Annotated in this window: 15 protein-coding genes, 1 tRNA gene and 1 pseudogene; 15 read left to right on the top strand and 2 right to left on the bottom strand. The window is 57.0% G+C overall.

Features of this window, described 5'->3' with window-relative positions:
* Positions 1 to 295 precede the first annotated feature (295 nt).
* The 4 genes from HMPREF1267_RS00670 to HMPREF1267_RS00655 are packed head-to-tail and all read left to right on the top strand — an operon-like array spanning position 296 to position 7,822.
* On the top strand, positions 296 to 2,893 hold the full coding sequence (locus HMPREF1267_RS00670) for a type I restriction-modification system subunit M (protein ID WP_023016438.1): 2,598 nt from the start codon (positions 296 to 298) through the stop codon (positions 2,891 to 2,893).
* Complete coding sequence (locus HMPREF1267_RS00665; RefSeq protein WP_034666953.1) at positions 2,886 to 4,043, top strand: restriction endonuclease subunit S; 1,158 nt, start codon at positions 2,886 to 2,888, stop codon at positions 4,041 to 4,043. The genes HMPREF1267_RS00670 and HMPREF1267_RS00665 overlap by 8 nt, the downstream gene beginning before the upstream one ends.
* A 9-nt stretch (positions 4,044 to 4,052) precedes the next feature.
* On the top strand, positions 4,053 to 7,247 hold the full coding sequence (locus HMPREF1267_RS00660) for a type I restriction endonuclease subunit R (RefSeq protein ID WP_023016436.1): 3,195 nt from the start codon (positions 4,053 to 4,055) through the stop codon (positions 7,245 to 7,247).
* Positions 7,248 to 7,249: 2 nt separating this feature from the next.
* On the top strand, positions 7,250 to 7,822 hold the full coding sequence (locus tag HMPREF1267_RS00655; protein WP_023016435.1) for a recombinase family protein: 573 nt from the start codon (positions 7,250 to 7,252) through the stop codon (positions 7,820 to 7,822).
* A 130-nt stretch (positions 7,823 to 7,952) separates the two neighbouring features.
* On the opposite strand, the gene HMPREF1267_RS13085 is transcribed toward HMPREF1267_RS00655, so the two are convergent.
* Positions 7,953 to 8,288: a hypothetical protein gene (locus HMPREF1267_RS13085; RefSeq protein ID WP_173783247.1), complete on the bottom strand. Its 336-nt coding sequence runs from the start codon at positions 8,286 to 8,288 to the stop codon at positions 7,953 to 7,955.
* 130 nt (positions 8,289 to 8,418) lie between these two features.
* Between HMPREF1267_RS13085 and HMPREF1267_RS00640 the strand changes: the two genes are divergently transcribed.
* From HMPREF1267_RS00640 to HMPREF1267_RS13080, 3 genes and pseudogenes are all read left to right on the top strand, one after another.
* Positions 8,419 to 9,635, top strand: a protein-coding gene (locus HMPREF1267_RS00640) for an IS3 family transposase (RefSeq protein ID WP_156906101.1) whose coding sequence is annotated in 2 segments (ribosomal slippage) — positions 8,419 to 8,680 and positions 8,680 to 9,635 — 1,218 coding nt in all. Because the reading frame shifts where the segments join, the coding sequence is not laid out codon by codon here.
* Positions 9,636 to 9,848: 213 nt separating this feature from the next.
* Positions 9,849 to 10,703 carry a 23S ribosomal RNA methyltransferase Erm gene (gene erm, locus HMPREF1267_RS00635; RefSeq protein WP_005390949.1) on the top strand — a complete coding sequence of 285 codons (855 nt, stop codon included), beginning with the start codon at positions 9,849 to 9,851 and terminating at the stop codon, positions 10,701 to 10,703.
* Positions 10,704 to 10,867: 164 nt separating this feature from the next.
* A pseudogene (locus HMPREF1267_RS13080) lies at positions 10,868 to 11,285 on the top strand (transposase family protein); the annotation flags it as partial.
* Positions 11,286 to 11,529: 244 nt separating this feature from the next.
* Here HMPREF1267_RS13080 and HMPREF1267_RS00630 read toward each other — a convergent pair.
* A tRNA-Leu gene (locus tag HMPREF1267_RS00630) sits at positions 11,530 to 11,614 on the bottom strand.
* Between the two features lie 208 nt (positions 11,615 to 11,822).
* Between HMPREF1267_RS00630 and HMPREF1267_RS00625 the strand changes: the two genes are divergently transcribed.
* The 8 genes from HMPREF1267_RS00625 to crgA all read left to right on the top strand — a co-directional run bounded on the left by HMPREF1267_RS00625 (position 11,823) and on the right by crgA (position 21,088).
* Positions 11,823 to 12,656, top strand: a complete 834-nt coding sequence (locus HMPREF1267_RS00625; protein ID WP_023028055.1) for a DUF3662 and FHA domain-containing protein — start codon at positions 11,823 to 11,825, stop codon at positions 12,654 to 12,656.
* 25 nt (positions 12,657 to 12,681) lie between these two features.
* Positions 12,682 to 13,134 carry an FHA domain-containing protein gene (locus HMPREF1267_RS00620; protein WP_023028054.1) on the top strand — a complete coding sequence of 151 codons (453 nt, stop codon included), beginning with the start codon at positions 12,682 to 12,684 and terminating at the stop codon, positions 13,132 to 13,134.
* Entirely contained in the window at positions 13,131 to 14,495 is a 1,365-nt protein-coding gene (locus HMPREF1267_RS00615; RefSeq protein ID WP_023028053.1) for a PP2C family serine/threonine-protein phosphatase, read from the top strand. Before HMPREF1267_RS00620 ends, HMPREF1267_RS00615 begins: the two co-directional genes overlap by 4 nt.
* Positions 14,496 to 14,498: 3 nt before the next feature.
* Complete coding sequence (locus HMPREF1267_RS00610; protein ID WP_005276093.1) at positions 14,499 to 15,851, top strand: FtsW/RodA/SpoVE family cell cycle protein; 1,353 nt, start codon at positions 14,499 to 14,501, stop codon at positions 15,849 to 15,851.
* Complete coding sequence (locus HMPREF1267_RS00605; protein ID WP_023028052.1) at positions 15,848 to 17,278, top strand: penicillin-binding transpeptidase domain-containing protein; 1,431 nt, start codon at positions 15,848 to 15,850, stop codon at positions 17,276 to 17,278. Before HMPREF1267_RS00610 ends, HMPREF1267_RS00605 begins: the two co-directional genes overlap by 4 nt.
* Positions 17,278 to 18,789 carry a serine/threonine-protein kinase gene (locus HMPREF1267_RS00600; RefSeq protein WP_005280516.1) on the top strand — a complete coding sequence of 504 codons (1,512 nt, stop codon included), beginning with the start codon at positions 17,278 to 17,280 and terminating at the stop codon, positions 18,787 to 18,789. The genes HMPREF1267_RS00605 and HMPREF1267_RS00600 overlap by 1 nt, the downstream gene beginning before the upstream one ends.
* Positions 18,790 to 18,792: 3 nt before the next feature.
* A complete protein-coding gene (gene pknB, locus HMPREF1267_RS00595; RefSeq protein ID WP_023028051.1) occupies positions 18,793 to 20,745 on the top strand; it encodes a Stk1 family PASTA domain-containing Ser/Thr kinase in 1,953 nt (650 codons plus the stop codon).
* A gap of 70 nt (positions 20,746 to 20,815) precedes the next feature.
* Complete coding sequence (gene crgA, locus HMPREF1267_RS00590; RefSeq protein WP_023028050.1) at positions 20,816 to 21,088, top strand: cell division protein CrgA; 273 nt, start codon at positions 20,816 to 20,818, stop codon at positions 21,086 to 21,088.
* Positions 21,089 to 21,817 lie beyond the last annotated feature (729 nt).

The following is a 21,817-nucleotide window of genomic DNA, read 5'->3' as shown; positions in this document are numbered from 1 at the left end:
GGAATAAAGCCTCGGTGGAGGATAAGTGACGGCTTGCGCAGCTGATGATGGAGATCCACATCCTTCCCGGAACGGCCGGAAACAAACGATTCGACCCCACGCGAGTCAAAATCGTCTGGAAAAACTAACCCCCGCTGTCCACAATCGTCAATTCGCTAATTGTGAAACAGTCACAATAATGGCACACTATTTCGGACATCCCGTGGCTGTAATTTCAGAGCCAAAAGACCTGCCGAAGCACTCAGTGTACACAATCGAGCCATGTAGTTAATGCCTTAGTGAAGAAAGTTACCCCGTGAACAAACAAGAACTTGCCTCCCTCATCTGGGAGTCAGCCAACAATATGCGCTCCAAGATTGAGGCCAATGAGTACAAGGACTACATCCTCGGCTTCATCTTCTATAAGTTCTTGTCCGACCAAGTAGAGCAGTTCATGCTCAATAACGACGCTGAACCGGAAGACCTGCCAGATACGCTTGTTGAGACCGACACTGACACCGTGGCCCTGGTGCGTAACAACTTGGGCTACTTCCTCACCTACGAGAACCTGTACTCGACGTGGCGAGACTTGGATAACGACTTCTCCATCGCTCACGTGCGTGAGGGTCTGGCTACCTTCAAGCGCAACATCGCCCCGGAGCGCAAGCACGTCTTCGACGGCATCCTTAACACCCTGGACACCAGCCTGTCGAAGTTGGGTACAACCGACGCTGCCCGTACCTCTGCCATCAAGAAGCTACTGGACCTTATCGATGACATCCCCACTGATGGCAAGCAGGGCTATGACGTGCTGGGCTACATCTACGAGTACCTCATCGAGAAGTTCGCGGCCAACGCGGGCAAAAAGGCAGGCGAGTTCTACACCCCGCATGAGGTCTCTCTCATCATGAGCAACATCGTCGCTGACCACCTCAAGGGCCGCGACGAGATTCAGATTTACGACCCGACCTCCGGCTCTGGCTCCCTGCTGCTTAACATCGGCCATGCCGTCGCCAAGCGCATGGGTGACCCAGACCGTATTAAGTACTTCGCCCAGGAGCTGCGCGAGAACACCTACAACCTCACTCGTATGAACCTGGTCATGCGCGGCGTGAAGGCGGACAACATCGTCGCCCGCAACGGTGACAGCTTGGCCCATGACTGGCCGATGTTCGACGAGGCCGACCCGGTGCAGACCTACAAGCCGCTCTATGTGGACGCAGTAGTCTCCAACCCGCCCTACTCCCAAAAGTGGGAACCCGAAGGCAACGAGGCTGACCCGCGCTTCGCACGGTTTGGTCTAGCGCCCAAGACCAAGGCCGACTACGCCTTCATGTTGCATGAGCTGTTCCACGTTAAGCCTGATGGCATCCTCACCGTCGTCCTGCCGCACGGCGTACTGTTCCGTGGTGGCTCGGAGGCCGACATCCGTCGCAATCTCATCGAAGCCAACCACATCGATGCCATTATCGGCCTGCCTTCCAACATCTTCTACGGCACCGGTATCGCGACCGTCATCATGGTGCTCAAGCAAGAACGTGACCGCGATGACGTGCTGTTCATCGATGCCTCCCAGGGCTTCATCAAGCAGGGCAAGTACAACCACCTGCGCGCCCGTGACATCCAACGCATCGTCGATGCCGTTCACAACCGCGTGGACGTGCCGCACTTCGCTAGGGTAGTGACCCGCGACGAGATTCGCGCCAACGACCACAACCTGAACATCCCACGCTACGTCTCTGCCACCCTGCCGCCTGAGTCTGTAGACCTGTACGCCACTATGCACGGCGGCATTCCCACCAGCGAAATTGACACCCTGGAGCACTACTGGACCGCCCTGCCGGGGCTGCGGGAGGCACTGTTCACCGAGAAGACAGAAGGCTACGCGGAGCTGAAAACGACCAACCTACGCGAGACGATCGACCAGCACCCTGCAGCCCAGGCACTTCGTGACCAGGTTGGCGCTGTACTATCCGACCTGCCGGAGAAACTGCACGCGCTGCTGGTGGATGGCGCAGCTACCGTGCCTATTACTACCACCGAGGACCAGCTCAAGGCCAACCTGTTCGACCGCCTCGATCGCGTGCCATTGGTCGATGCCTACGAGGGCTACCAGGTACTACATGACAGCTGGGTCAAAACCGCCGGTGACCTGGAGATCATCCAGACCGAAGGCCTCGATGCCGTGCGGGTCAATGACCCCGTGATGGAGTGGAAGACCAAAGAAAAGAAGAAGGTCTATGTCCAGGTCGGATGGGACGGGCGCGTTGCTCCCAACGAGTTGGTGCAGACCTTCTACCTGCCGCAGCAGAAGGACCAGGTAACGCAGCTAAGTCGCGACGTGGACACAGCTGTATCTGAGCTGACGCAGCTCGTCGAGGACTTAAGCGAAGACGACAAGACCGATCTGGCCGAGGTACTTAACGACAAACAGGATGCCTTCAAGAAGACCGAGCTAAACAAGGCCATCAAGGACCTGCCGAAGCTGGCCAAGGGCGAGACCTGGCCGGAGGGCAGCACCGAGGCTGCCATGCTCAGCGCCAAGGCGCTCATCGCCCAGCGGGACCAACTCAAGAAGAACCTCAAGACTGCGCAAGAGCAGCTGGAGAAAGACACCCACGCGACCATCGAAGCGCTTACCGACGTGCAGGTGGATGAGGTGCTCACCGCCAAGTGGATTACTGCACTTATGGGTGACCTGCGCGAAATCCCTGGTCATGTGCTCGCTGGTCTTTCAGCCCGCGTACAGGCGCTACACGACAAGTACGCCGTCGCGCTGACCGACCTCGACGTGCAGGTTCGCGAGACGGAGCAAGAGCTGGCAGGCCTACTGAGCGGGCTTACCGGCAACGCCGCCGACATGCAGGCCCTGGCTGCACTCCAGGAGCTGCTGGGCGGTGGTCGCGATGCGTAGCCGCAACGTGCCCGCACTGCGCCTGGAGGGGTTCGACGGTGCGTGGAAGACGACCAGTATTGGTGCAGTCTCAGCTCTCCACAACGGTCGTGACTACAAGCATCTGGGGGAAGGTTGTATTCCCGTCTACGGGACCGGTGGCTACATGGTGTCAGTGGACCAAGCTCTTTCTCACGATGAGGACGCCGTAGGCATCGGTCGAAAGGGCACCATCAGCAAGCCATACATCCTGAAAGCTCCCTTCTGGACTGTTGACACGTTGTTCTACGTTGTTCCGAACCAAGAGACTGACCTAGCGTTCTTCTACGCATCAGTATTGCAAGTCGATTGGATGGCGAAGAATACTGCAACCGGGTTACCTAGTCTGACTAGCCAGACCATCAACAGCGCAGATATCTCCATTCCGCACACTCTCGAAGAACAGCAGGCCATCGGCGCTATCTTCACCAACCTCGACGATGCCATCAACCAGCACACCAAGAAGCACCAAGCTCTGCAGCAGGCCAAGACTGCGCTCATGCAGCGGATGTTCCCGCAGGAGGGCCAGACGGTGCCGGAGCTGCGGCTGGATGGCTTCGACGGTGAGTGGAAAGAAAGCTCGTTGAATGATCACGTTGAATATTTCAGTGGGCTGACCTATTCACCAGGCGATGTTGTGAAGAATGGGGGCACTCTGGTACTTCGGTCAAGCAATGTGAAAGACGCTACGCTTGCCTTTGATGATTGTGTGTATGTCCGCTCCGGCGTCGTGAACGTACAAAATGTCAAGCCAAACGACATTATTATGGTCGTCCGAAACGGCTCCCGCGCTCTTATCGGAAAGCATGCGTTGGTGAGGAGGGAACTTCCGCCGACGGTCATCGGTGCATTCATGACTGGTATTCGAAGCAAACAGCCTCATTTCATGAGCGCCCTATTCGATACTGAACTCTTCGAGTCTCAAGTTGCGAAATCAATGGGTGCCACCATCAACCAAATTACGGGCGGGATGTTTGCGAAGATGCATTTTTTGTTCCCACCAACCCTCGAAGAACAGCAGGCCATCGGTGCGGTGTTTACACGGCTGGACACGCTCATTGCTACCGAGGCCAAGTACATCGAGTCCCTTAAGCAGGCCAAGGCGGCGCTGCTGCAACGGATGTTCATCTAAGGAGCAGTTATGACCACACCATTTCGTTCTGAGGCTGAATTCGAGGCTGCGCTCATCGACCTGCTCACCCGCCACGGCTGGAGCAAGGAACTGCTGCGTTTCCCGACAGAGCAGCAGCTCATCGACAACTGGGCGGACATTCTTTACGCCAACAACCGGGGCCGTGACCTGCTAGGCGACGTGCCGCTCACCGAAGGCGAGATGGCGCAAATCATCGAGCAGGTCAACAACCTGCGCACCCCGCTGGCGCTCAACGAGTTCATCAACGGTCGCACCGTGACCATTACCCGAGATGCACCGCAGGCGGCAAACTTCGGCTCTGAGATCAGCCTGAAAATCTACGACCGCCTAGAGATTGCCGGTGGCCAGTCGCGCTACCAGATTGCCGTCCAGCCGCGCTTCCAGACCGCCAATGAGCTGCTGCCCACCCGACGTGGCGACTTGATGCTGCTCATCAACGGTATGCCGGTCTTCCACATCGAGCTGAAGCGCTCCGGTGCGCCGGTCTCCCAAGGTGCGAACCAGATAACCAAATACGCCCATGAGGGCGTCTACCAGGGAATCTTCTCCCTGGTGCAAATCTTCGTCGCCATGACCCCAGAAGAGACGATTTACTTCGCCAACCCGGGGGCAGGCAAATTCAACCCGGACTACTTCTTCCACTGGGCAGACTTCAACAACGAGCCGATCAACCAATGGGACGACGTGGCACGTGCGCTGCTGTCCATTCCGATGGCGCACCAGCTCATCGGCTTCTACACCGTCGCAGACCGTGCCTCTGGCAACTTGCTGGCGATGCGTTCCTACCAGTACTATGCGGCCTCGCGTATCGCTGACCGTGTGGACCGTCACGACTGGGACAGTGGCGACCAGTTGGGCGGCTACATCTGGCACACCACCGGCTCCGGCAAGACGATTACCAGCTTCAAGACCGCTCAGCTCATCGCTGACTCCCACAACGCCGACAAGGTGGTGTTCCTGCTTGACCGTGTTGAGCTGGGCACGCAGTCGCTGGAGAACTACGTCAGCTACGGTGGCGACAGCATCGCGGTGGAGGACACCTCCAGTGCTGCCAACCTGGCAACGCTGCTCAAGGACAAGCGCTCCACTCTCATCGTGACCTCACTGCACAAGATGAGCCGCGTCAATCCTGAGACGATGAAGACAGCTGACCTGGACCTCATCCGTTCCAAGCGCGTGGTCTTCATCGTCGATGAGGCGCACCGCACCACCTTCGGTGACATGCTCGCCTCCGTCAAGCACACCCTGCCGAACGCGCTGTTCTTCGGCTTTACCGGCACGCCCATCCATGACGAAAACCAGAAGAAGCATTCCACCACGGCCACACTGTTCGGCAATGAGCTACACCGCTACTCAATTGCCGACGGCATCCGCGATAAAAACGTGTTGAGCTTCGACCCTGAAATGGTGGAGACTTTCAGGACGCATGACGTGCGCACCGTGGTCGCCCTCCAGGCGGCCAAGGCCAAGACCGTAGAGGAAGCGCTGACAGACCCGCAGAAGGCGGCAGTCTACAGCAAGTTCATGGACAAGAAGCAGATCCCTATGGCCTCTATCTATGAGCTGGAAAAAGACGATAAGGGCAACAGCACCTATAAGCGTGTGACCAAGGGCATCGAGGACTACCTGCCAACGACCCAGTATGAGAAGGCAAACCACCGCGAGGCTGTCGCCAGCGACATCAACGAGCATTGGATGCAGCTCAGCCGCAACAGCATGTTCCATGCCATCCTAGCGACTTCCAGCATTCCCGAGGCCGTGGAGTACTACCGCATCTTCAAGAAGCAGTACCCTCACATCAAGGTCACAGCACTGTTTGACCCCAACATCGACAACACCGGGGACAATCAACTGCTCAAGGAAGACGGCCTGCTGGAGATTCTCCGCGACTACAACAACACCTACGGCCAGCACTTCACCATGCCGACCCATGATGAGTTCAAAAAGGACGTCTCCAAGCGCCTAGCCCACAAGAAGCCTTACAACACCAAGGCCTTCCTCGACGACCGCAGCCAACACATCGACCTGCTCATCGTGGTGGACCAGATGCTCACCGGCTTCGACTCCAAGTGGCTCAACACCCTCTATCTGGATAAGGTGATCGAGTACGAGTCCATCATCCAGGCTTTTTCGCGCACCAACCGCATCTTCGGCCCGGAAAAGCCCTTCGGGTCCATCCGTTACTACCGCAGGCCGCACACTATGCGGGACAACATCGACCGGGCGGTAAAGCTCTACTCCGGCGACCGACCCCTCGGCCTGTTCGTGGACCACCTCGATGACCACCTCACATCCATCAACGAGTGCTTCGCTACCATCGAGGCGCTGTTTACCGACCCGAAGACCGGCCAGCCGGACTTCTCGCAGCTACCCGACCTTGAGGCAGACCAAGGCGAGTTCGCCAAGACCTTCAACCGCATGTACCGGGAACTTCAGGCCGCGCAGGTGCAGGGCTTCACCTCGGACAAGGACACCTACTACTTCGATGCCCTGACGGAGCCTATCGTGGTGGAACTTACCGAGGACACCTACACCACGCTGGTGACCCGTTACAAGGAGCTCGGCAAAGCAGGCGACGACTCAGAGCAGTCGCCTGAGGATGCACCCTTCGACATTGACGTGCACATCAAGCACATCGACACCGACCGCATTGATGCCGAGTACCTCAACAGCAAGTTCAAGAAGTACCTCAAGGCCCTCCAGGACGGCGTGCCGCAGGATGTGCTCGATGACCTGCTGGAACAGCTGCATGCCAGCTTCGCCCGCCTGAGTCAGGATGACCAGCGCTACGCTAACCGTTGGCTGCACGACCTCCAAGCAGGTGACGTGACCCTGCAACCAGGCAAGACAGTGCACGACTACATCAACGAGTACCGCATCACCGAGCGCGACCGACAGCTGGTACGACTGCATGAATGTCTAGGGCTGGACATGGCGCAGCTGCGACGGATACTCGACGCCCGGGTCACGGCGGCAACCATCAACGAGTATGGGCGTTTCGATGACTTAAAGGCATCAATTGACCTTGACCTGGCGGCGGCGTACTTCACGGAAGACACCGGAGCAAGGGTGTCGAAGTTCAAGGTCCGTGCTCTGCTGGACAAGCTGCTACGCACCTACGTCATCGACGGCGCGTTGCCTGCTGACCTCAGCGTGACCGAGGAAGAACTGACAGGTGAGTAGGTATGTTGATTGGATATGCGCGCGTCTCGACCTCGCGACAGGGGCAGTCGCTGGACACGCAAAGCAAGGCCCTCATCGACGCTGGTTGCGACCCTAAGCATATCTACAGCGACACCATTAGTGGTGCCAAGTGGTCTCGCCCCGGCCTCGATGATGCCCTCGCCTACATGAGGCCGGCCGATACCTTGGTCGTGACCCGGCTAGACCGGCTGGGCCGCAACATGGTCGAAACCGTCACTACCATCTCCGACCTAGCTGACCGGGACATCAATGTCCGGGTCCTTGATCCTGCTCTGGACACATCCCGTCCTGCAGATAAGGTCGTGGTCAACATCATGGCTTCTCTAGCTGAGTGGGAGCGTGACCTCCTTATTCAGCGCACTCGCGAGGGCGTCGCCCATGCCCGAGCACAGGGACGAGTTGCGGGCCCGAAGCCGAAGCTCAGTAAAGAGCAGAAGCAACAGGCTGCGCTATTGGTCGAGAACGGCCAGTCAGTGAAGTCAGTCGCCAGGTCCTTCAACGTCTCCCGGCAAACCATCTACAGGGCTATCCGTGAGGTGGACGATACTAAGTAAACGAGTCTGCGCGAAACGAAACCCCCAGGTGGAAACACGGTCAGAAAGTGCACACCCGGCCCGTAAGGTGTTGGGCAGAAACGACCCGAACACCACCTCTAGGAGTGAAAACATGGCCACCAAGCCGCTGTCAGCCGTTCGCCTTGGCATGGAAGTCAACAACATCACGCTGGCGCACTTCACCACCGAATCCGTCACCCAATTCCTCCACCACGTCGCAGACCTCGTCGAAAACCGCGTCGTGCGCTCCGCAGGCGACTCCCCCTGGTTCCCTCAGACAACCGTTCACTAACGCGTCCTTCACGTCGAGCGGCCTGCGTCCATTGCCTCGCTGTGTGCCACGAAAGCCCAGCTTTGGTGCCACGATCTTGCAGGCTTTCTGCATCGAAATATTCTCCGCCAGAATGCGAGCTTCCACGAGGCGGACCACACGGTCCTTCGCCTCCTGATCAAACTTCTTCGGCATGTTCGAAGATTTTCACATCTACTCAAACGGAACAAAACCTGGGCCCTTCATATCACCCGCGAATTTAAATTGAGGTTACCCTCGTTTAGTGGACACCCTATTTGTACGGATCTTGTGTCCGTAGGAGAGGATGTTCATTGTGAGTCAACAGCGCAAGAAGTACACGCCGGAGTACCGGCGTGAAGCCGCGAACCTTGTAATCGAGTCAGAGCGCCCGATCGCTCATGTGGCTAAGGAGATTGGCGTCTCCGCCGGGCTTTTAGGCCGGTGGGTCAAACTCGAGCGTGAACGCCGAGGGGCCTCGGATGGGATGAGTGAGGCGGATCTTCGTGCTGAGAATGCCCGTCTGCGCCGTGAGTTGGCGGAAGCCAAGATGGATAATGAGTTCTTGTCAAAAGCGACAGCCTTCTTCGCCGCGAAGCAACGCGAGCAGAAAAGTTCGAATTGATGCAGCAGGAGAAGGCAAACTACAGCATCAAACGCATGGCACGGCTATTAAAAGTGTCTCGGTCTGGATACTACAAATGGGCTGATACGCAGCAGAAACGACTATCCGGAAAAGATAATCGTGCAACATTTTACGATGACGTTGACCGCAAGATTCATCAGATCTGGAAAGACTCCGATGAGGTTTATGGTGCTCCCCGGATCACCGCAGAACTTACCGAGCGCTACCAGATCACCCTGAATCGCAAGACTGTGGCTAAGCGGATGCGCATGATGGGCATTGAAGGGATTTCACCGCGTGCCTTTGTCCCGGTGACAACGATTCAATCCAAGCGTAAGTCAGCTCTTCCTGACCTGGTCAAGCGCATGTTTGATACTGGTGAGCTCAACCGAGTGTGGATGTCGGATATTACCTACCTACGCACCAGCGAGGGATGGTTGTACTTGTGTGCGGTCCGCGACGGCCATTCCCGCAGGGTGCTGGGATGGGCAATGGATAGCGTTCAAGATACATGCCTGGTCGAACGGGCCCTGCGGATGGCACATACACTGCGCGGTGACGTTCCTAATGGGCTGGTGTTCCACGCTGACCGCGGAACGCAATTTACCAGCGAGAAGCTCTGGGAAGTCTGCCATAACCTGGGCATTGCTCAGTCTGTGGGGCGTACTGGTGTGTGCTTTGATAACGCGATGGCTGAGTCGTTCTGGTCGACGCTTAAAACCGAGTTCTACGACCGCAAGCGCTGGCCAACCCGTGATGCCGCGCGCAAGGCCGTTGCCTACTGGATGGAAGTCGTTTACAACCGTCGGCGCCGGCACTCTGCACTAGGAATGGTCAGTCCCGTCGACTTCGAAAACCACATTGGTCTAACCACCAGTAGAAAAGAAATAGCTGTCTAAACACTAGGTAGCCCCACTACGTGTCCACGATTTGCGGGCAACCCCAAAATGGATATAATTAGACCCATGTTGATTTCAGTTACCGCTTTCTTGCGGTTGCGCACCAACCGCTAAGGCGGTTTCCTACCCCGTAGGTTAAAAACCGCTCCGGTCCTTTAGCCGGGCGGCTATTTGTCATGCCCGGCTCCCTTTCAAATCCAAGGAGCACACCTGATGTCTGCATACGGACACGGCCGTCACGAGCATGGCCAAAATTTTCTCACCAACCACAAGATCATCAACTCCATCATCGACCTTGTGAAACAAACCTCCGGCCCCATCATTGAGATCGGACCAGGAAGCGGTGCCCTCACTCACCCGATGGCCCACTTGGGGAGGGCGATAACGGCAGTTGAAGTGGACGCAAAACTAGCTGCCAAAATCACACAAGAAACCTCCTCGGCGGCGGTCGAAGTGGTCCATGATGATTTCCTTAACTTCCGGTTACCCGCCACTCCCTGCGTCATTGTGGGAAACATTCCCTTTCACCTCACCACTGCCATTCTTCGAAAGTTGCTGCATGCGCCAGCATGGACTGACGCTGTACTCCTCATGCAGTGGGAAGTCGCTCGCCGCCGGGCCGGGGTAGGCGCAAGCACGATGATGACGGCTCAGTGGTCCCCATGGTTCACATTTCACCTGGGTTCTCGGGTACCAAGGACTGCTTTCCGGCCACAGCCAAACGTTGACGGGGGGATCTTAGTGATCCGCCGGGTGGGTGACCCGAAGATTCCGATAGAGCAGCGCAAAGCCTTTCAGGCGATGGTGCACACCGTTTTCACTGCCCGGGGACGCGGGATAGGGGAAATTCTCCGAAGGGCAGGGTTGTTTTCATCACGTTCAGAAACACAATCATGGTTGCGCTCGCGAGGAATCGACCCCGCGACCCTACCTCCCAGATTGCACACCAACGACTGGATCGATCTCTTCCAGGTGACTGGTTCCTCTCTACCTCACCATCGACCCATTTCACCATCGGGAAGTAGTCAACGACCTCCTCAACGGAAAAACCGAAGCCGGCGGCGTTAATCCCCACCAAAACCGAAATCCACCAGTAGTACTAAAAGGGCTCTTCCGGTTTTAGAGTGCATTGATTAGTTCGCCGGGGGTTCGGGCGTGGCACAAGATATTGGGGTCCTTGGCTTTGTAGGAAAAAGGTATCTAATCCATCCGTACAAAACTAAGGACCTACTGTGCAGCCTAACGGAAATGTCATCGTCGATACCATCTGCCGCACCGCAAAACTAGGAACTACTATCACCGGTGCCACAGAAAACGGTGACGTCACTGTTATTGAAGCCGAACCCGTCGAGCCGATCAATGAATGTCCTACCTGCGGGCAGCCTGGAGTATTCCGCGACCACGTCATCCGCAGCCTGGTCGATCTGCCCATCGTCGGCCACCCAACAACTTCATGTGCGCCTTCCACGCTACCGGTGCACCAACAAGCGTTGCTTGCAGAAGATCTTCCGTGCTGGCCTTGCCTGCACGCCCGACAATTCAAAGACCACGGACCAGGTGACCCACTGGATCCTGCAACGACTCTGCCTAAATCGGATGAGCGTTGCCGCTGCACCCAAGTCATTAGGCCTGGGGTGGGATATGAAGTGTCCCAGGTTTTGTTCCGTTTGATGAAACCCGTTTTTGAAACAACGTACGGAGCACAACGCACGCCGATGCCAAAGCTTCCGCAACATCGACTACCTCATCAAACCCACGACAGTGGGATTCACACCCTCAATCCCCACGCGTGCAATCTTCGCACCTCAAAGATTGAAAAATGAAAGAAACCGGAGGTAACATACCCTTTCGAGTTTGTTACTTCCGGTGGTGCAGTTTGTTCAACTGCTCATTGTGCCCGGGGCGGGACTTGAACCCGCACGTCCTTATCGAACACTGGCACCTGAAGCCAGCGCGTCTGCCAATTCCGCCACCCGGGCAGGGTGTGGTTGTCAGTGCGACTAGATAAAGATAGCACAGGGAGAGCATCAAATTACAAATCAGCAGGAAAAGCGGATTATTTTGCGCATTTAAAGGCGAAAATCTAGGAACTTTCGCGCCGCCGTCTACGTTTGAAAGGGGTGTACAAACTATAATGGCTACTACTGATCACTACTGATCGCTGTATAGCGGAAAGGAGCAAAACTCGTGGCGTTTTTAGAAAGGCTGGCGAAGCTCGATTCCGCTATGCAACGCGGCCTTGATAACGGCATGGCTTTTGTCTTCGGCGGCAAGGTCGTTCCTGCAGAGATTGATGAGCTTTTGAAGCAAGAAGCCCAGGACAATCTCGGCCACGGGGACGATAACAAACTCTATAGTCCCAATGTCATGACTGTAGGTGTCTCCTCCAAGGATTTGGAGAACTTGTCGCAAGACCCCGATCTGCCTGCCGATTGCGCAGACCAATTATCTCGCTTTATCCGCAATAACGGATGGTCCCTCGCTGGTCCCGTCATTGTGCGGATTGCGGAGGAATCGGGCCTGCGCACGGGCCAGCTTCGTGTGTCCTCGTTTATAGATCACGAGCCCACAGAAGAGACCGGTTTCGAGGCGATTTTCCACGACTTTGATGGTCAGGAGGACCAGATGACCAACCCGCACGAAAATAATGCGGATGACGCAGCTACTACCGCTTTCATTGCGCAAGATGACCAACCCGCACCGCAAACAAAGGGCCCCGCAGTCAATTTGATGTTGCAGGATGGCTCTTCCCGCGTCTACCACGTGCAGGAAGGGTCAAATATTATTGGCCGCAGCAATGATGCGGATTTGCGCCTGCCGGATACGGGCGTGTCCCGCCAGCACGCGGAAATCACGTGGAACGGTGAAGATGCCGTGTTGGTGGATCTGCAGTCCACTAATGGCACCACGGTCAATGACACTCCCATTGATAACTGGCTGCTTGCCGATGGCGATGTGATCACCATGGGCCATTCCCACGTCGAGGTCCGCATTACGGGCCTTGATTCGCATAGTTACTAATTCACACTGAGGAAGGGAGGCCGCCATGGATGCAGTCATCATGCTGGCGCTTCGCATCGGCTTATTGGCTCTTTTGTGGATATTTGTCCTGGTGGCCTTGAATGCCATGCGGCGGGATACCAATAAATCCGCAGGTGCTATGCCACAGCCGTCAAAAATGGGTGCGTCCCCGCGCAGTCATGCTGCGGTGAAGCAGCTTTCTATTGTGGAGGGCCCTTTGCAGGGATCCCACATGAATTTGGGCACACTCGAGGAATGCACCTTGGGACGTGCCGCTGACTGTGATTTTGTCACTGGGGATGATTACTCTTCCGGCCATCATGCACGCCTATTTCGCCGCGGCAGCGAGTGGGTAGTGGAGGATTTGGAATCTCGCAACGGAACCCTCGTCAATGGTGTGCGCATCGACCAACCTGAGGTAGTCGGCGCGAACTCCGAGATTAAGCTAGGCCGCACTACCGTGAGGTTGAACGCATGACACTGAAGCTAAACTTTTTTGCCAAGTCGGACCGCGGGCTTATCCGCGGAAATAATGAGGACTCCGGTTACGCCGGATCCCACCTGCTGATTTTGGCCGATGGCATGGGCGGACATGCCGCAGGTGAGGTCGCCTCCCAACTCATGGTCAACCACCTCGAAATCCTAGATCAGGATCCGGGTAAGGAGGACACGGAGGCACTCCTTGCAGCTGCTGCCGATGACGCCAATGAAGCCATCAGCGAGCACGTCACCGCCCACCCGGAGACTGAAGGTATGGGCACGACGCTGTCCACGATGCTGTTCAATGGCACGACCTTTGGTGTCTGCCATGTGGGTGATTCGCGCGCTTATTTGCTGCGCGATGGCAAGCTCGAGCAAATCACCAAGGATGATACCTATGTGCAATCCTTGGTGGATAAGGGCGAGCTGGCTGCAGAAGATGTTTCTTCCCACCCACAAAAGTCCCTCATCTTGAAGGCCTATACCGGCCGTTCGGTGGAGCCGACGCTCTTCACGTTCGAAGCCAAGACGGGCGACCGCATCCTGCTGTGCTCGGATGGGCTTTCGGACCCAGTTACCGCTTCCACTATTGAAACCGCTCTTGGCCAGGGAAGCATCGAACAGGCGGGCTCCACCCTCGTGGATCTCGCTATACGTTCCGGCGGACCGGACAATGTCACCGTCGTCATCGCCGAGGTCACGGAAGAAAAACCCGCCACCCACGAGCCGTTCCGCGTTGGTGCTCTTGCAGGTTCGGTAGAAGAACCCACGCACCCGGATTCCTCGGCGTCACGCGCCGCGAAACTCACCCGTAAACCCCAGGTGATTCCGCCGGCCGTCATGGCCGATGAGGACAACGCGGCCAAGGACTCTGATGAGGAAGAGGCAGAAGACGAGCCATCTCGACGAAAAATCGGGTGGAAGGTCCTCATCGCGCTCATCATCATCTTGGCGCTCGTTATCGGCGCGGGGCTGTGGGTAAAGAACTTCTTGTCCAATAATTACTACGCCGAGACCAACGACGCACAAGAAATCACCATCCTCAAAGGCGCGGACTATTCCGTATTTGGCAAGGATTTAAGCTCTACGCACCAATATGTGTGCATTAATGACAAGAATTCCTTGCTGTTTTCTGCACAGAAGTGCAAGGGAGACTTCACCCCGCTGAAGGTCTCTGACCTGCCCGAGTCTGAGCGCGGCGCGGTCAACCACATTTCCGCCGGTGATCTGAGCAAGGTTCAGGATCAGATTAATGACCTGGGTGAAAAGGCACTCAAGCCATGTATCACTGCACCGAGCCAAAAAGATAATAAAGACACCAAGGAAAACAAACCTGGGGTCACTTGTAGGGAGGTGTAGCTGATGCAGAAGTTTTTTAGCCGAAGAATCGAACTCGGCCTCCTTATTCTCGCCGCGGCTGTCTTTGCCATTACCTTGGTAAGTTTGGAGCTGTCGCAAGATAATGCGCTTACGACGGACTTGATCTACCTCATCGGTGGATTCATTGGTGTCTTTACCATTGCCCACTTGGCAATGTGCTTCTTGGCGCCCTACGCGGACCAGATCATGTTGCCTATCGTGGCCATCCTTAATGGCATTGGGCTTATCGTTTTGGCCCGCTTGGATTTGGTCAATGATCGGGGTCTCGCGGTCCGTCAGGTCATGTGGACCGTCGTTGGCTTGGTGCTCTTTGTGCTGGTCCTGGCGGTTGTCAAGGACCATCGCTCACTCACCCGCTACTCCTATATCTTAGGCGCAGCCGGCCTCGTACTGTTGGCGCTGCCATTGGTGTGGCCACAACCTGATGGCGTTGAGGCGCGCATTTGGCTGAACTTCGGGCCATTTTCCATCCAGCCGGGTGAGTTCTCCAAGATCATGCTGATCTTATTCTTTGCCATGCTGCTAACGCAGAAGCGATCCCTTTTTACCGTGGCTGGCTATCGTTTCTTGGGAATTTCCCTGCCCCGTTTGCGCGACCTCGCCCCCATTCTCATCGTGTGGGCCATCGCCATTATCATCATGGGCATTTCCAATGACTTCGGTCCGGCATTGCTGCTCTTTAGCACGGTGCTGGGCATGCTATTTATGGCTACCGGCCGGGTTAGTTGGCTATTTATTGGCCTCGTCCTCGTCGGTATCGGTGGCTTTGGCATTTACCAGGTATCCGAAAAAATCCAGCAGCGTTTTTCCAACTTCATGGACCCGCTGGCTAACTACGACAACACCGGCTACCAATTGGCCCAGTCCCTTTTTGGTATGTCCTCTGGCGGTATTTCCGGCAGCGGCTTGGGCCAAGGCCACCCCGAATTGGTGCCGGTGGCACACTCTGACTTTATCCTCGCCGCCATCGGTGAGGAATTGGGCCTGATTGGCCTAGCTGCCGTTTTGGTCCTCTTTGGCATGTTGGTGACCCGCGGATTCAATACCGCGTTGCGTACCCGCGATACGTACGGCAAACTGGTCGCTTCAGGCCTTTCTCTTACTTTGGCGGTACAGGTCTTCGTCGTCACCGGTGGCATTTCCGCCCTGCTGCCGATGACCGGCTTGACCACTCCTTTCATGTCCGCCGGTGGTTCCTCTCTCATGGCTAACTATGTACTGTTGGCGATTTTGCTGCGGATCTCTAACGCGGCACGCCGACCCATGCAGGAGAACTCGAGCAATGCTCCGAGTGACACCTCCATGTTCCCGTCGGTTCAGGAGGCTTACCGATGAACAAATCCATCCGCCTAGTGTCCCTTTTTGCCATCGTCTTGACCGCAATCCTGTTGGTGAACCTGACGGTGATTCAGGCATTTTCGGACGATAAATACGCGCATAATGCTAAGAACTCGCGCGGGTTTATCGAGTTGCAGACCACCCCGCGCGGCCAGATCTATTCCGGCAATACGGTGCTGGCGCAATCTACGGAAAACCCGGATGAGACCTACTCTCGGTCTTATCCCATCGATTCGCCTGCTTTTGGCAATATCACCGGATACTTGTCCAGCCAATTCGGCGCTTCGGAATTGGAATCTTCGCAAAATGACATTCTCAATGGCACGGATGATTCCCTGTTCAAGCAGCACTGGCTGGATACCATCGCGAATAAGCCCACCCAGGGCGCCAATGTAGAGGTCACCATCGACCCAGCATTGCAGCAGGCCGCGTATGACCAACTGGCCGGTCCGGGATACGAAGGATCGGCGGTTGCCATCCAGCCGTCGACGGGCAAGGTCCTGGCCATGGCCTCCAACCCAGGTTTTAACCCGAATTCACTGGTGGGCGAGTCCGCTGATGAAGCTTGGACGGGCTTGCAGGAGCAGGCGGGCCAGCCGCTCGTCAACCACGCAGCGGCGGATACTTTGCCACCGGGATCTATTTTCAAGATCATTACGACTGCGGCCGGATTGAATAATGGATTCAATCCCTCGTCGAGCCTGACCGGTGCCAATGTAATTACCTTGCCGGATGCCGTCACGGAGCTGACGAACTACGGCAATGAAAAGTGCAACGGCCAAGATTCCGTCACCCTGCAGACCGCGTTCGCGCTGTCGTGCAATACCGCATTTGTGCAGATGTCTGAGCAGATTGGCGCGGATGAGCTGCGCAAATACGCGGATGCTTTCGGCATTGGTGAGAAATACGATCTGGGAGTCTCTTCTTCCGGGGGTACCTTGGGCGACCTTCCAGATGGTGCGGCGACGGCGCAATCGGCCATCGGCCAGCGCGATGTCACTATGTCCGCGTTGCAAGCGGCAGTCATGGCCGGCACCGTGGCTAATAAGGGCACGCGCATGGAGCCTTACCTGGTCAATCGCATTACCGATGCCCAGATGAAGGAGATCCGCACCACCAAGCCCAAGAAGGGCGGCGAGGCCGTGACGGAAGAGACCGCATCGACCATTAAGGACTTGATGTTTGCCTCCGAGCGTTCTTCGTGGGGCTACGACGGCAATGGCTTTGCATCCAAGACCGGTACCGCCGAGCACGGCGAAGGCTTGGCTCCGCACGTGTGGTACGTGGCCTTTGACCCGGACCGCGATATTGCCGTCGGGGTCGTCGTCAAGAACGGCGGTAACCTGGGCGAATCCGCAACGGGCGGCAGAGTCTCTGGCCCAATTGGTCGTGCCATCTTGAGCGCATACCAGGGGGAGCAGTAATGAAGAATACCGAGAATAAGGACCATCTCCAGGAACTCATCGGCAGCGACTACGAGCTGCAGTGGATCATTGGCCACGGTGGCATGTCAACGGTGTGGCTTGCCGATGACACTCGCAATGACCGCGAAGTAGCCATCAAGGTTTTGCGGCCGGAATTTTCCGATAACCAGGAATTCCTCTCCCGCTTCCGCAATGAAGCGGAATCGGCCGAATCTATCCAGTCCGATAACGTGGTGGCCACGTATGACTACCGCGAGTTGGAAGATAATGGCCGCAAATTCTGCTTCATGGCCTTGGAATACGTGCGGGGCGAATCCCTCGCGGACCTGCTCGCGCGCGAGAATACCTTGCAAGAAGAACTCGCGCTCGACGTGCTTGAGCAGGCGGGCCACGGCCTATCCATAATCCACCGGATGGGCTTGGTGCACCGCGATATTAAGCCCGGCAACCTGATGATTACCCAAAATGGGCAGGTGAAGATTACGGACTTTGGCATCGCCAAGGCGGCTGCCTCGGTACCGCTCACGCGCACCGGCATGGTGGTGGGTACCGCCCAGTACGTTTCACCTGAACAAGCGCAGGGCAAGGAGGTCACCCCTGCCTCGGATATCTATTCGCTCGGCGTCGTAGGTTACGAGATGCTCGGCGGCAAGCGCCCCTTTTCGGGCGATTCCTCCGTGTCCATCGCCCTTGCCCACATAAACCAAGAGCCTGAACCGCTGTCGACCACGATTAGCGCCCCGGCGCGCGAGCTCATTCGTATTGCGCTGCGCAAGGATCCCAATACCCGATATGCCGATGGCAATGAATTTACGGTCGCGGTATCCGATGTGCGCCTGGGCAAGCGCCCACCGCAGCCCAAGTCCATTCCGCCCCACCAGCAGGCTCCAGAGCCTTCGCCCTCGGCATCGACGGAGATGCTTGCCGATGTCGCCCAGCCCACCACCATTCATCCAGCGGCGGGGACGGCCACGGGGACGCCAGCTCCACAGCGTAAGGCTGCACCAGCCCCGGACAATGATTCGAAGGGCGGTAAGTCTTTCCTTAAGGGCTTGGGTATCGTCGCGGCCATCGCCCTGCTTGCCGCAGCCGGCTACGCCATCATGAACCTCATGAGTAGCGAGGGCGGCGATAGCGAGCCTTCGTCTACCCAGGAAACTTCCGTGGTCACCGAATACCGGGATCCCACGACCACGCAGGTAGAAACCCTGGAGGAAGAAGATACTAATGAGACACCGCAGGAAGTGACGGTAACGGAGACGGAGCCTACAGATCGGGAGGGCAACCAGGCGCCGCGCGATAATCACCGGCAGCCGCAGACCCCGAACCAGCAGGCCCCGACGCGAAACCAGCAGGCCCCGAATACCCCGACGCAGCAACGTCAGCCCCAGCAGCGCCAGCCGCAGGAGACGCACGTCGAAAATACACCTGAGCAGAAAAACACAGTAAACTCACAGCCCGATGAACTCCCTGGGGATTTATCTGACCTATTAAGACAGGATGGTGACTAAGCCATGGTCAATGACCGGTACCGGCTCGGTGAGATCATCGGCTCCGGCGGTATGTCCGAGGTATTTGCCGCAGAGGACACCACTTTAGGCCGGCAAGTTGCGGTAAAAATGCTGCGCACGGAGATGGCTCGCGATATCAACTTCCGCGAGCGCTTCTACCGCGAGGCGCAGAACTCGGGCAGGCTCAACCATCCCAATATCGTCGCGGTCTATGACACCGGCGAGACCGAGATGGACGGCATGACCATCCCGTATATCGTCATGGAGAAGGTCAACGGGGCCACGCTGCGCGATATTATTCGCGAAGATGGCCCGCTGCCTGCCCAAGAGGCGGCGGAGATCCTCAAGCCGGTCGCGGAGGCCTTGCAGGCATCCCATGAGGCGGGAATCATTCACCGCGATATCAAACCGGCGAATATCATGCTCACCAACACCGGCCAGGTGAAGGTGATGGACTTTGGCATCGCCCGTGCTTTGGATGATTCGACCTCGGCGATGACCCAAACTTCTGCCGTTATCGGTACCGCCCAGTACCTTTCCCCGGAGCAGGCGCGCGGCAAGAACGCCGATGCGCGTTCTGATGTCTATGCGCTGGGCTGCGTCATGTACGAGGTACTCACCGGCCACACCCCGTTCGAAGGCGAAACCCCCTTTGCCGTGGCTTACCAGCATGTGCAGGAGGAACCGACCCCGCCTTCGGAGCTTATCGATGACCCCTCGTTGACCCCCACCCAGCGGGTCAATATCGATGCAGTGGTACTGACCGCGATGGCCAAGCACCCCGCGGACCGCTACCAGTCTGCGTGGGAGATGGCCGGCGATTTGGACCGCCTGCGCACGGGCCAGGTCACCGAGGCCGCCCGCATGCACGTCAACGAGGACGATGCCACGACGGCGATGCCCGCGCCGGCCACCGCTACTGCTACATCCCACCGGGCACCGATCGAATCGACGCGTCCTACCGGAGCACCCGAAGAAGATGAAGGCGGCGGCTGGATGAAGTGGCTCGCGCTGCTTCTCGTCGCGCTGTTGGTCGCCATCTTGGGCTATTTTGCCTGGGATTTCTGGAGTGGCGACGATGAAAAGAATAGGGACGGCCGGAACCAAACCGAGGTAGCGGAACACAATAGCGTCATCGTGCCGGAGGTAGAAAACCGCCCGCGCAATGAAGTGGTCAAAGAGCTCGAGGACTTGGGACTTCTCGTCACCGTGAACGAGGAAGCTAACCCCGATATCGATCGCAATAATGCGATTCGCATCAATCCGGCCCCGGGTTCGGAATTGCAGAAGAACGCCTCGGTGACCTTGACCGTTTCTTCCGGCAAGGAAATCATCGATGTCCCAGATATCACCGGCATGAACTTGGATCAGGCCGCGCAAGTCTTGGAAGAGGCAGGCTTGGAGCTGAACTCGGATATTTCCGAGCGCAACGATGACGCCCCCGCCGGCGAGGTAATCCAGCAGAACCCCGCGGGTGGTACGCAATTGTCCAAGGGCTCGAAGGTCCGGGTGACGGTGTCTAAGGGCATCGAAAAGAAGCGCGTTCCTGATGTTTCCGGCTTGAACGAAGAAGATGCACGCAGCCGCCTTGAAGCCAGTGACTTCGATGTCAATGTCCGCGAAGTAGATTCCCTAGAGCCGGAAGGCACCGTGCTGAACGTGTCCAACCAGGGCGCGCAGCTGGAAAAAGGCCAGACTGTCACCATTGAGGTATCCAATGGGATGCTCATGAAGGCACCCGAGGTCATGCACAAGAATCAAGGACAAGCCGAAAATGCCCTGCGCCAGGCGGGCTGGGATGGCCAGCTGCGCGTGGGCGAGCCAATTCCTACCGGCGCCTTGGTCGATAGCAATAAGATCGGTTGGGCATCCATCAATCCTGGCGATACCATCCGCAAGGATCAGGACGTGGAGGTTCGCATCTGGAAATTCGAAGCCTCGGCGCTACTGCCGTAACCACCGCTGCTGGTATCGTAATTCATCAGTAAGCACTGAAATAAGAACTGAAATCTAGAGAAGGTCTCTTATGCCAAAGTCAAAGATCACCCAGAGCTCTGCCACCCAGGTATCGAGCTCTGCCGGGGCGAACCGCACCCCGGTCAAAATCAACTCTGAAGGCACCCCGAAGTGGTACGTGGCCATCATGCTTGGCCTGATGGTCCTCGGCCTGCTGTGGCTCGTGGTCAATTACCTCGCCGGTGAATCCATCCCCTTCATGGCGGAGCTCAGCGGTTGGAACTACGGCATCGGCTTCGGCCTCGCCCTTATTGGCCTGCTCATGACCATGGGCTGGCGTTAGGCCTAGACCGCAACCAAAGAAATCCTCGCCGCCCACCGCAAGGTTGAAGTGTTCCAGGTTTGTTCCGTTTGAGTAGATGGGAAAATCTGGAACATGCCAAGAAAATTTGACCAGGATGCAAAGGACCGCCTAGTCCGTCTCGTGGAAGACCGCATCGTGGCGGAAAACATGTCAATGCACCCCGCGTGCCAGGCAGTAGCTTCAAAGTTGGGGATCTCATGGCACACAGCTCGTCAATGGACTTGACCTCCAACAAAACGCTACATGTCACTTTCAGCACTCGAACACACCAAGCACCTCATGCACCACCCAGGAGATCATCGTGGCGACCACCACCAGCTAACCGCCTAACCAGCACCCCGAACTTCATACCGAGCCGAAAGCACAAACCACTACACCACTACACGGGACTTGACCGCGCGCACGTCTGGGATCGGAAGAAAAGGGACAAGATTTTCTCGACGCCATGGCGATGATCTCCTATGCACACCGGGTCATCGACAGGAGTTGGCTGAAGGGCCAAGCCTAAGCTGCGGATGGTCGAATTACCGCCACCCCTAAGGCAATATGTCAGGGGTGGGAGGCGGTGGCGTCCCTGACAGCCGGCCAGTTACGCTTTCTTCTTGACGCTCGTGGGGGCAGCCCCGCGGATTGCTCCTTGTCCTTGTCCGGAACAGAGGCCTCGGCCGCCTGAGTGACCCTTGCGGCAGCCTGCTGTTCATAGACGAA

The sequence above is a fragment of the Corynebacterium sp. KPL1824 genome, from assembly GCF_000478095.1.
In the GTDB taxonomy this organism is placed as follows: domain Bacteria; phylum Actinomycetota; class Actinomycetes; order Mycobacteriales; family Mycobacteriaceae; genus Corynebacterium; species Corynebacterium accolens.
The sequence above is the reverse complement of the archived record's forward strand: the minus strand, read 5'-3'. Positions and strand labels throughout refer to the sequence as shown.

Excerpts from the sequence above, each read along its gene's own strand:
- HMPREF1267_RS00600 (WP_005280516.1), top strand. The coding sequence starts at position 17,278 with ATGAAGAATACCGAGAATAAGGACCATCTCCAGGAACTCATCGGCAGC.
- erm (WP_005390949.1), top strand. The coding sequence starts at position 9,849 with ATGTCTGCATACGGACACGGCCGTCACGAGCATGGCCAAAATTTTCTC.
- HMPREF1267_RS00605 (WP_023028052.1), top strand. The coding sequence starts at position 15,848 with ATGAACAAATCCATCCGCCTAGTGTCCCTTTTTGCCATCGTCTTGACC.
- crgA (WP_023028050.1), top strand. The coding sequence starts at position 20,816 with ATGCCAAAGTCAAAGATCACCCAGAGCTCTGCCACCCAGGTATCGAGC.
- HMPREF1267_RS00665 (WP_034666953.1), top strand. The coding sequence starts at position 2,886 with ATGCGTAGCCGCAACGTGCCCGCACTGCGCCTGGAGGGGTTCGACGGT.
- pknB (WP_023028051.1), top strand. The coding sequence starts at position 18,793 with ATGGTCAATGACCGGTACCGGCTCGGTGAGATCATCGGCTCCGGCGGT.
- HMPREF1267_RS00610 (WP_005276093.1), top strand. The coding sequence starts at position 14,499 with ATGCAGAAGTTTTTTAGCCGAAGAATCGAACTCGGCCTCCTTATTCTC.
- HMPREF1267_RS00615 (WP_023028053.1), top strand. The coding sequence starts at position 13,131 with ATGACACTGAAGCTAAACTTTTTTGCCAAGTCGGACCGCGGGCTTATC.
- HMPREF1267_RS13085 (WP_173783247.1), bottom strand. The coding sequence starts at position 8,288 with ATGCCGAAGAAGTTTGATCAGGAGGCGAAGGACCGTGTGGTCCGCCTC.
- HMPREF1267_RS00620 (WP_023028054.1), top strand. The coding sequence starts at position 12,682 with ATGGATGCAGTCATCATGCTGGCGCTTCGCATCGGCTTATTGGCTCTT.
- HMPREF1267_RS00655 (WP_023016435.1), top strand. The coding sequence starts at position 7,250 with ATGTTGATTGGATATGCGCGCGTCTCGACCTCGCGACAGGGGCAGTCG.
- HMPREF1267_RS00660 (WP_023016436.1), top strand. The coding sequence starts at position 4,053 with ATGACCACACCATTTCGTTCTGAGGCTGAATTCGAGGCTGCGCTCATC.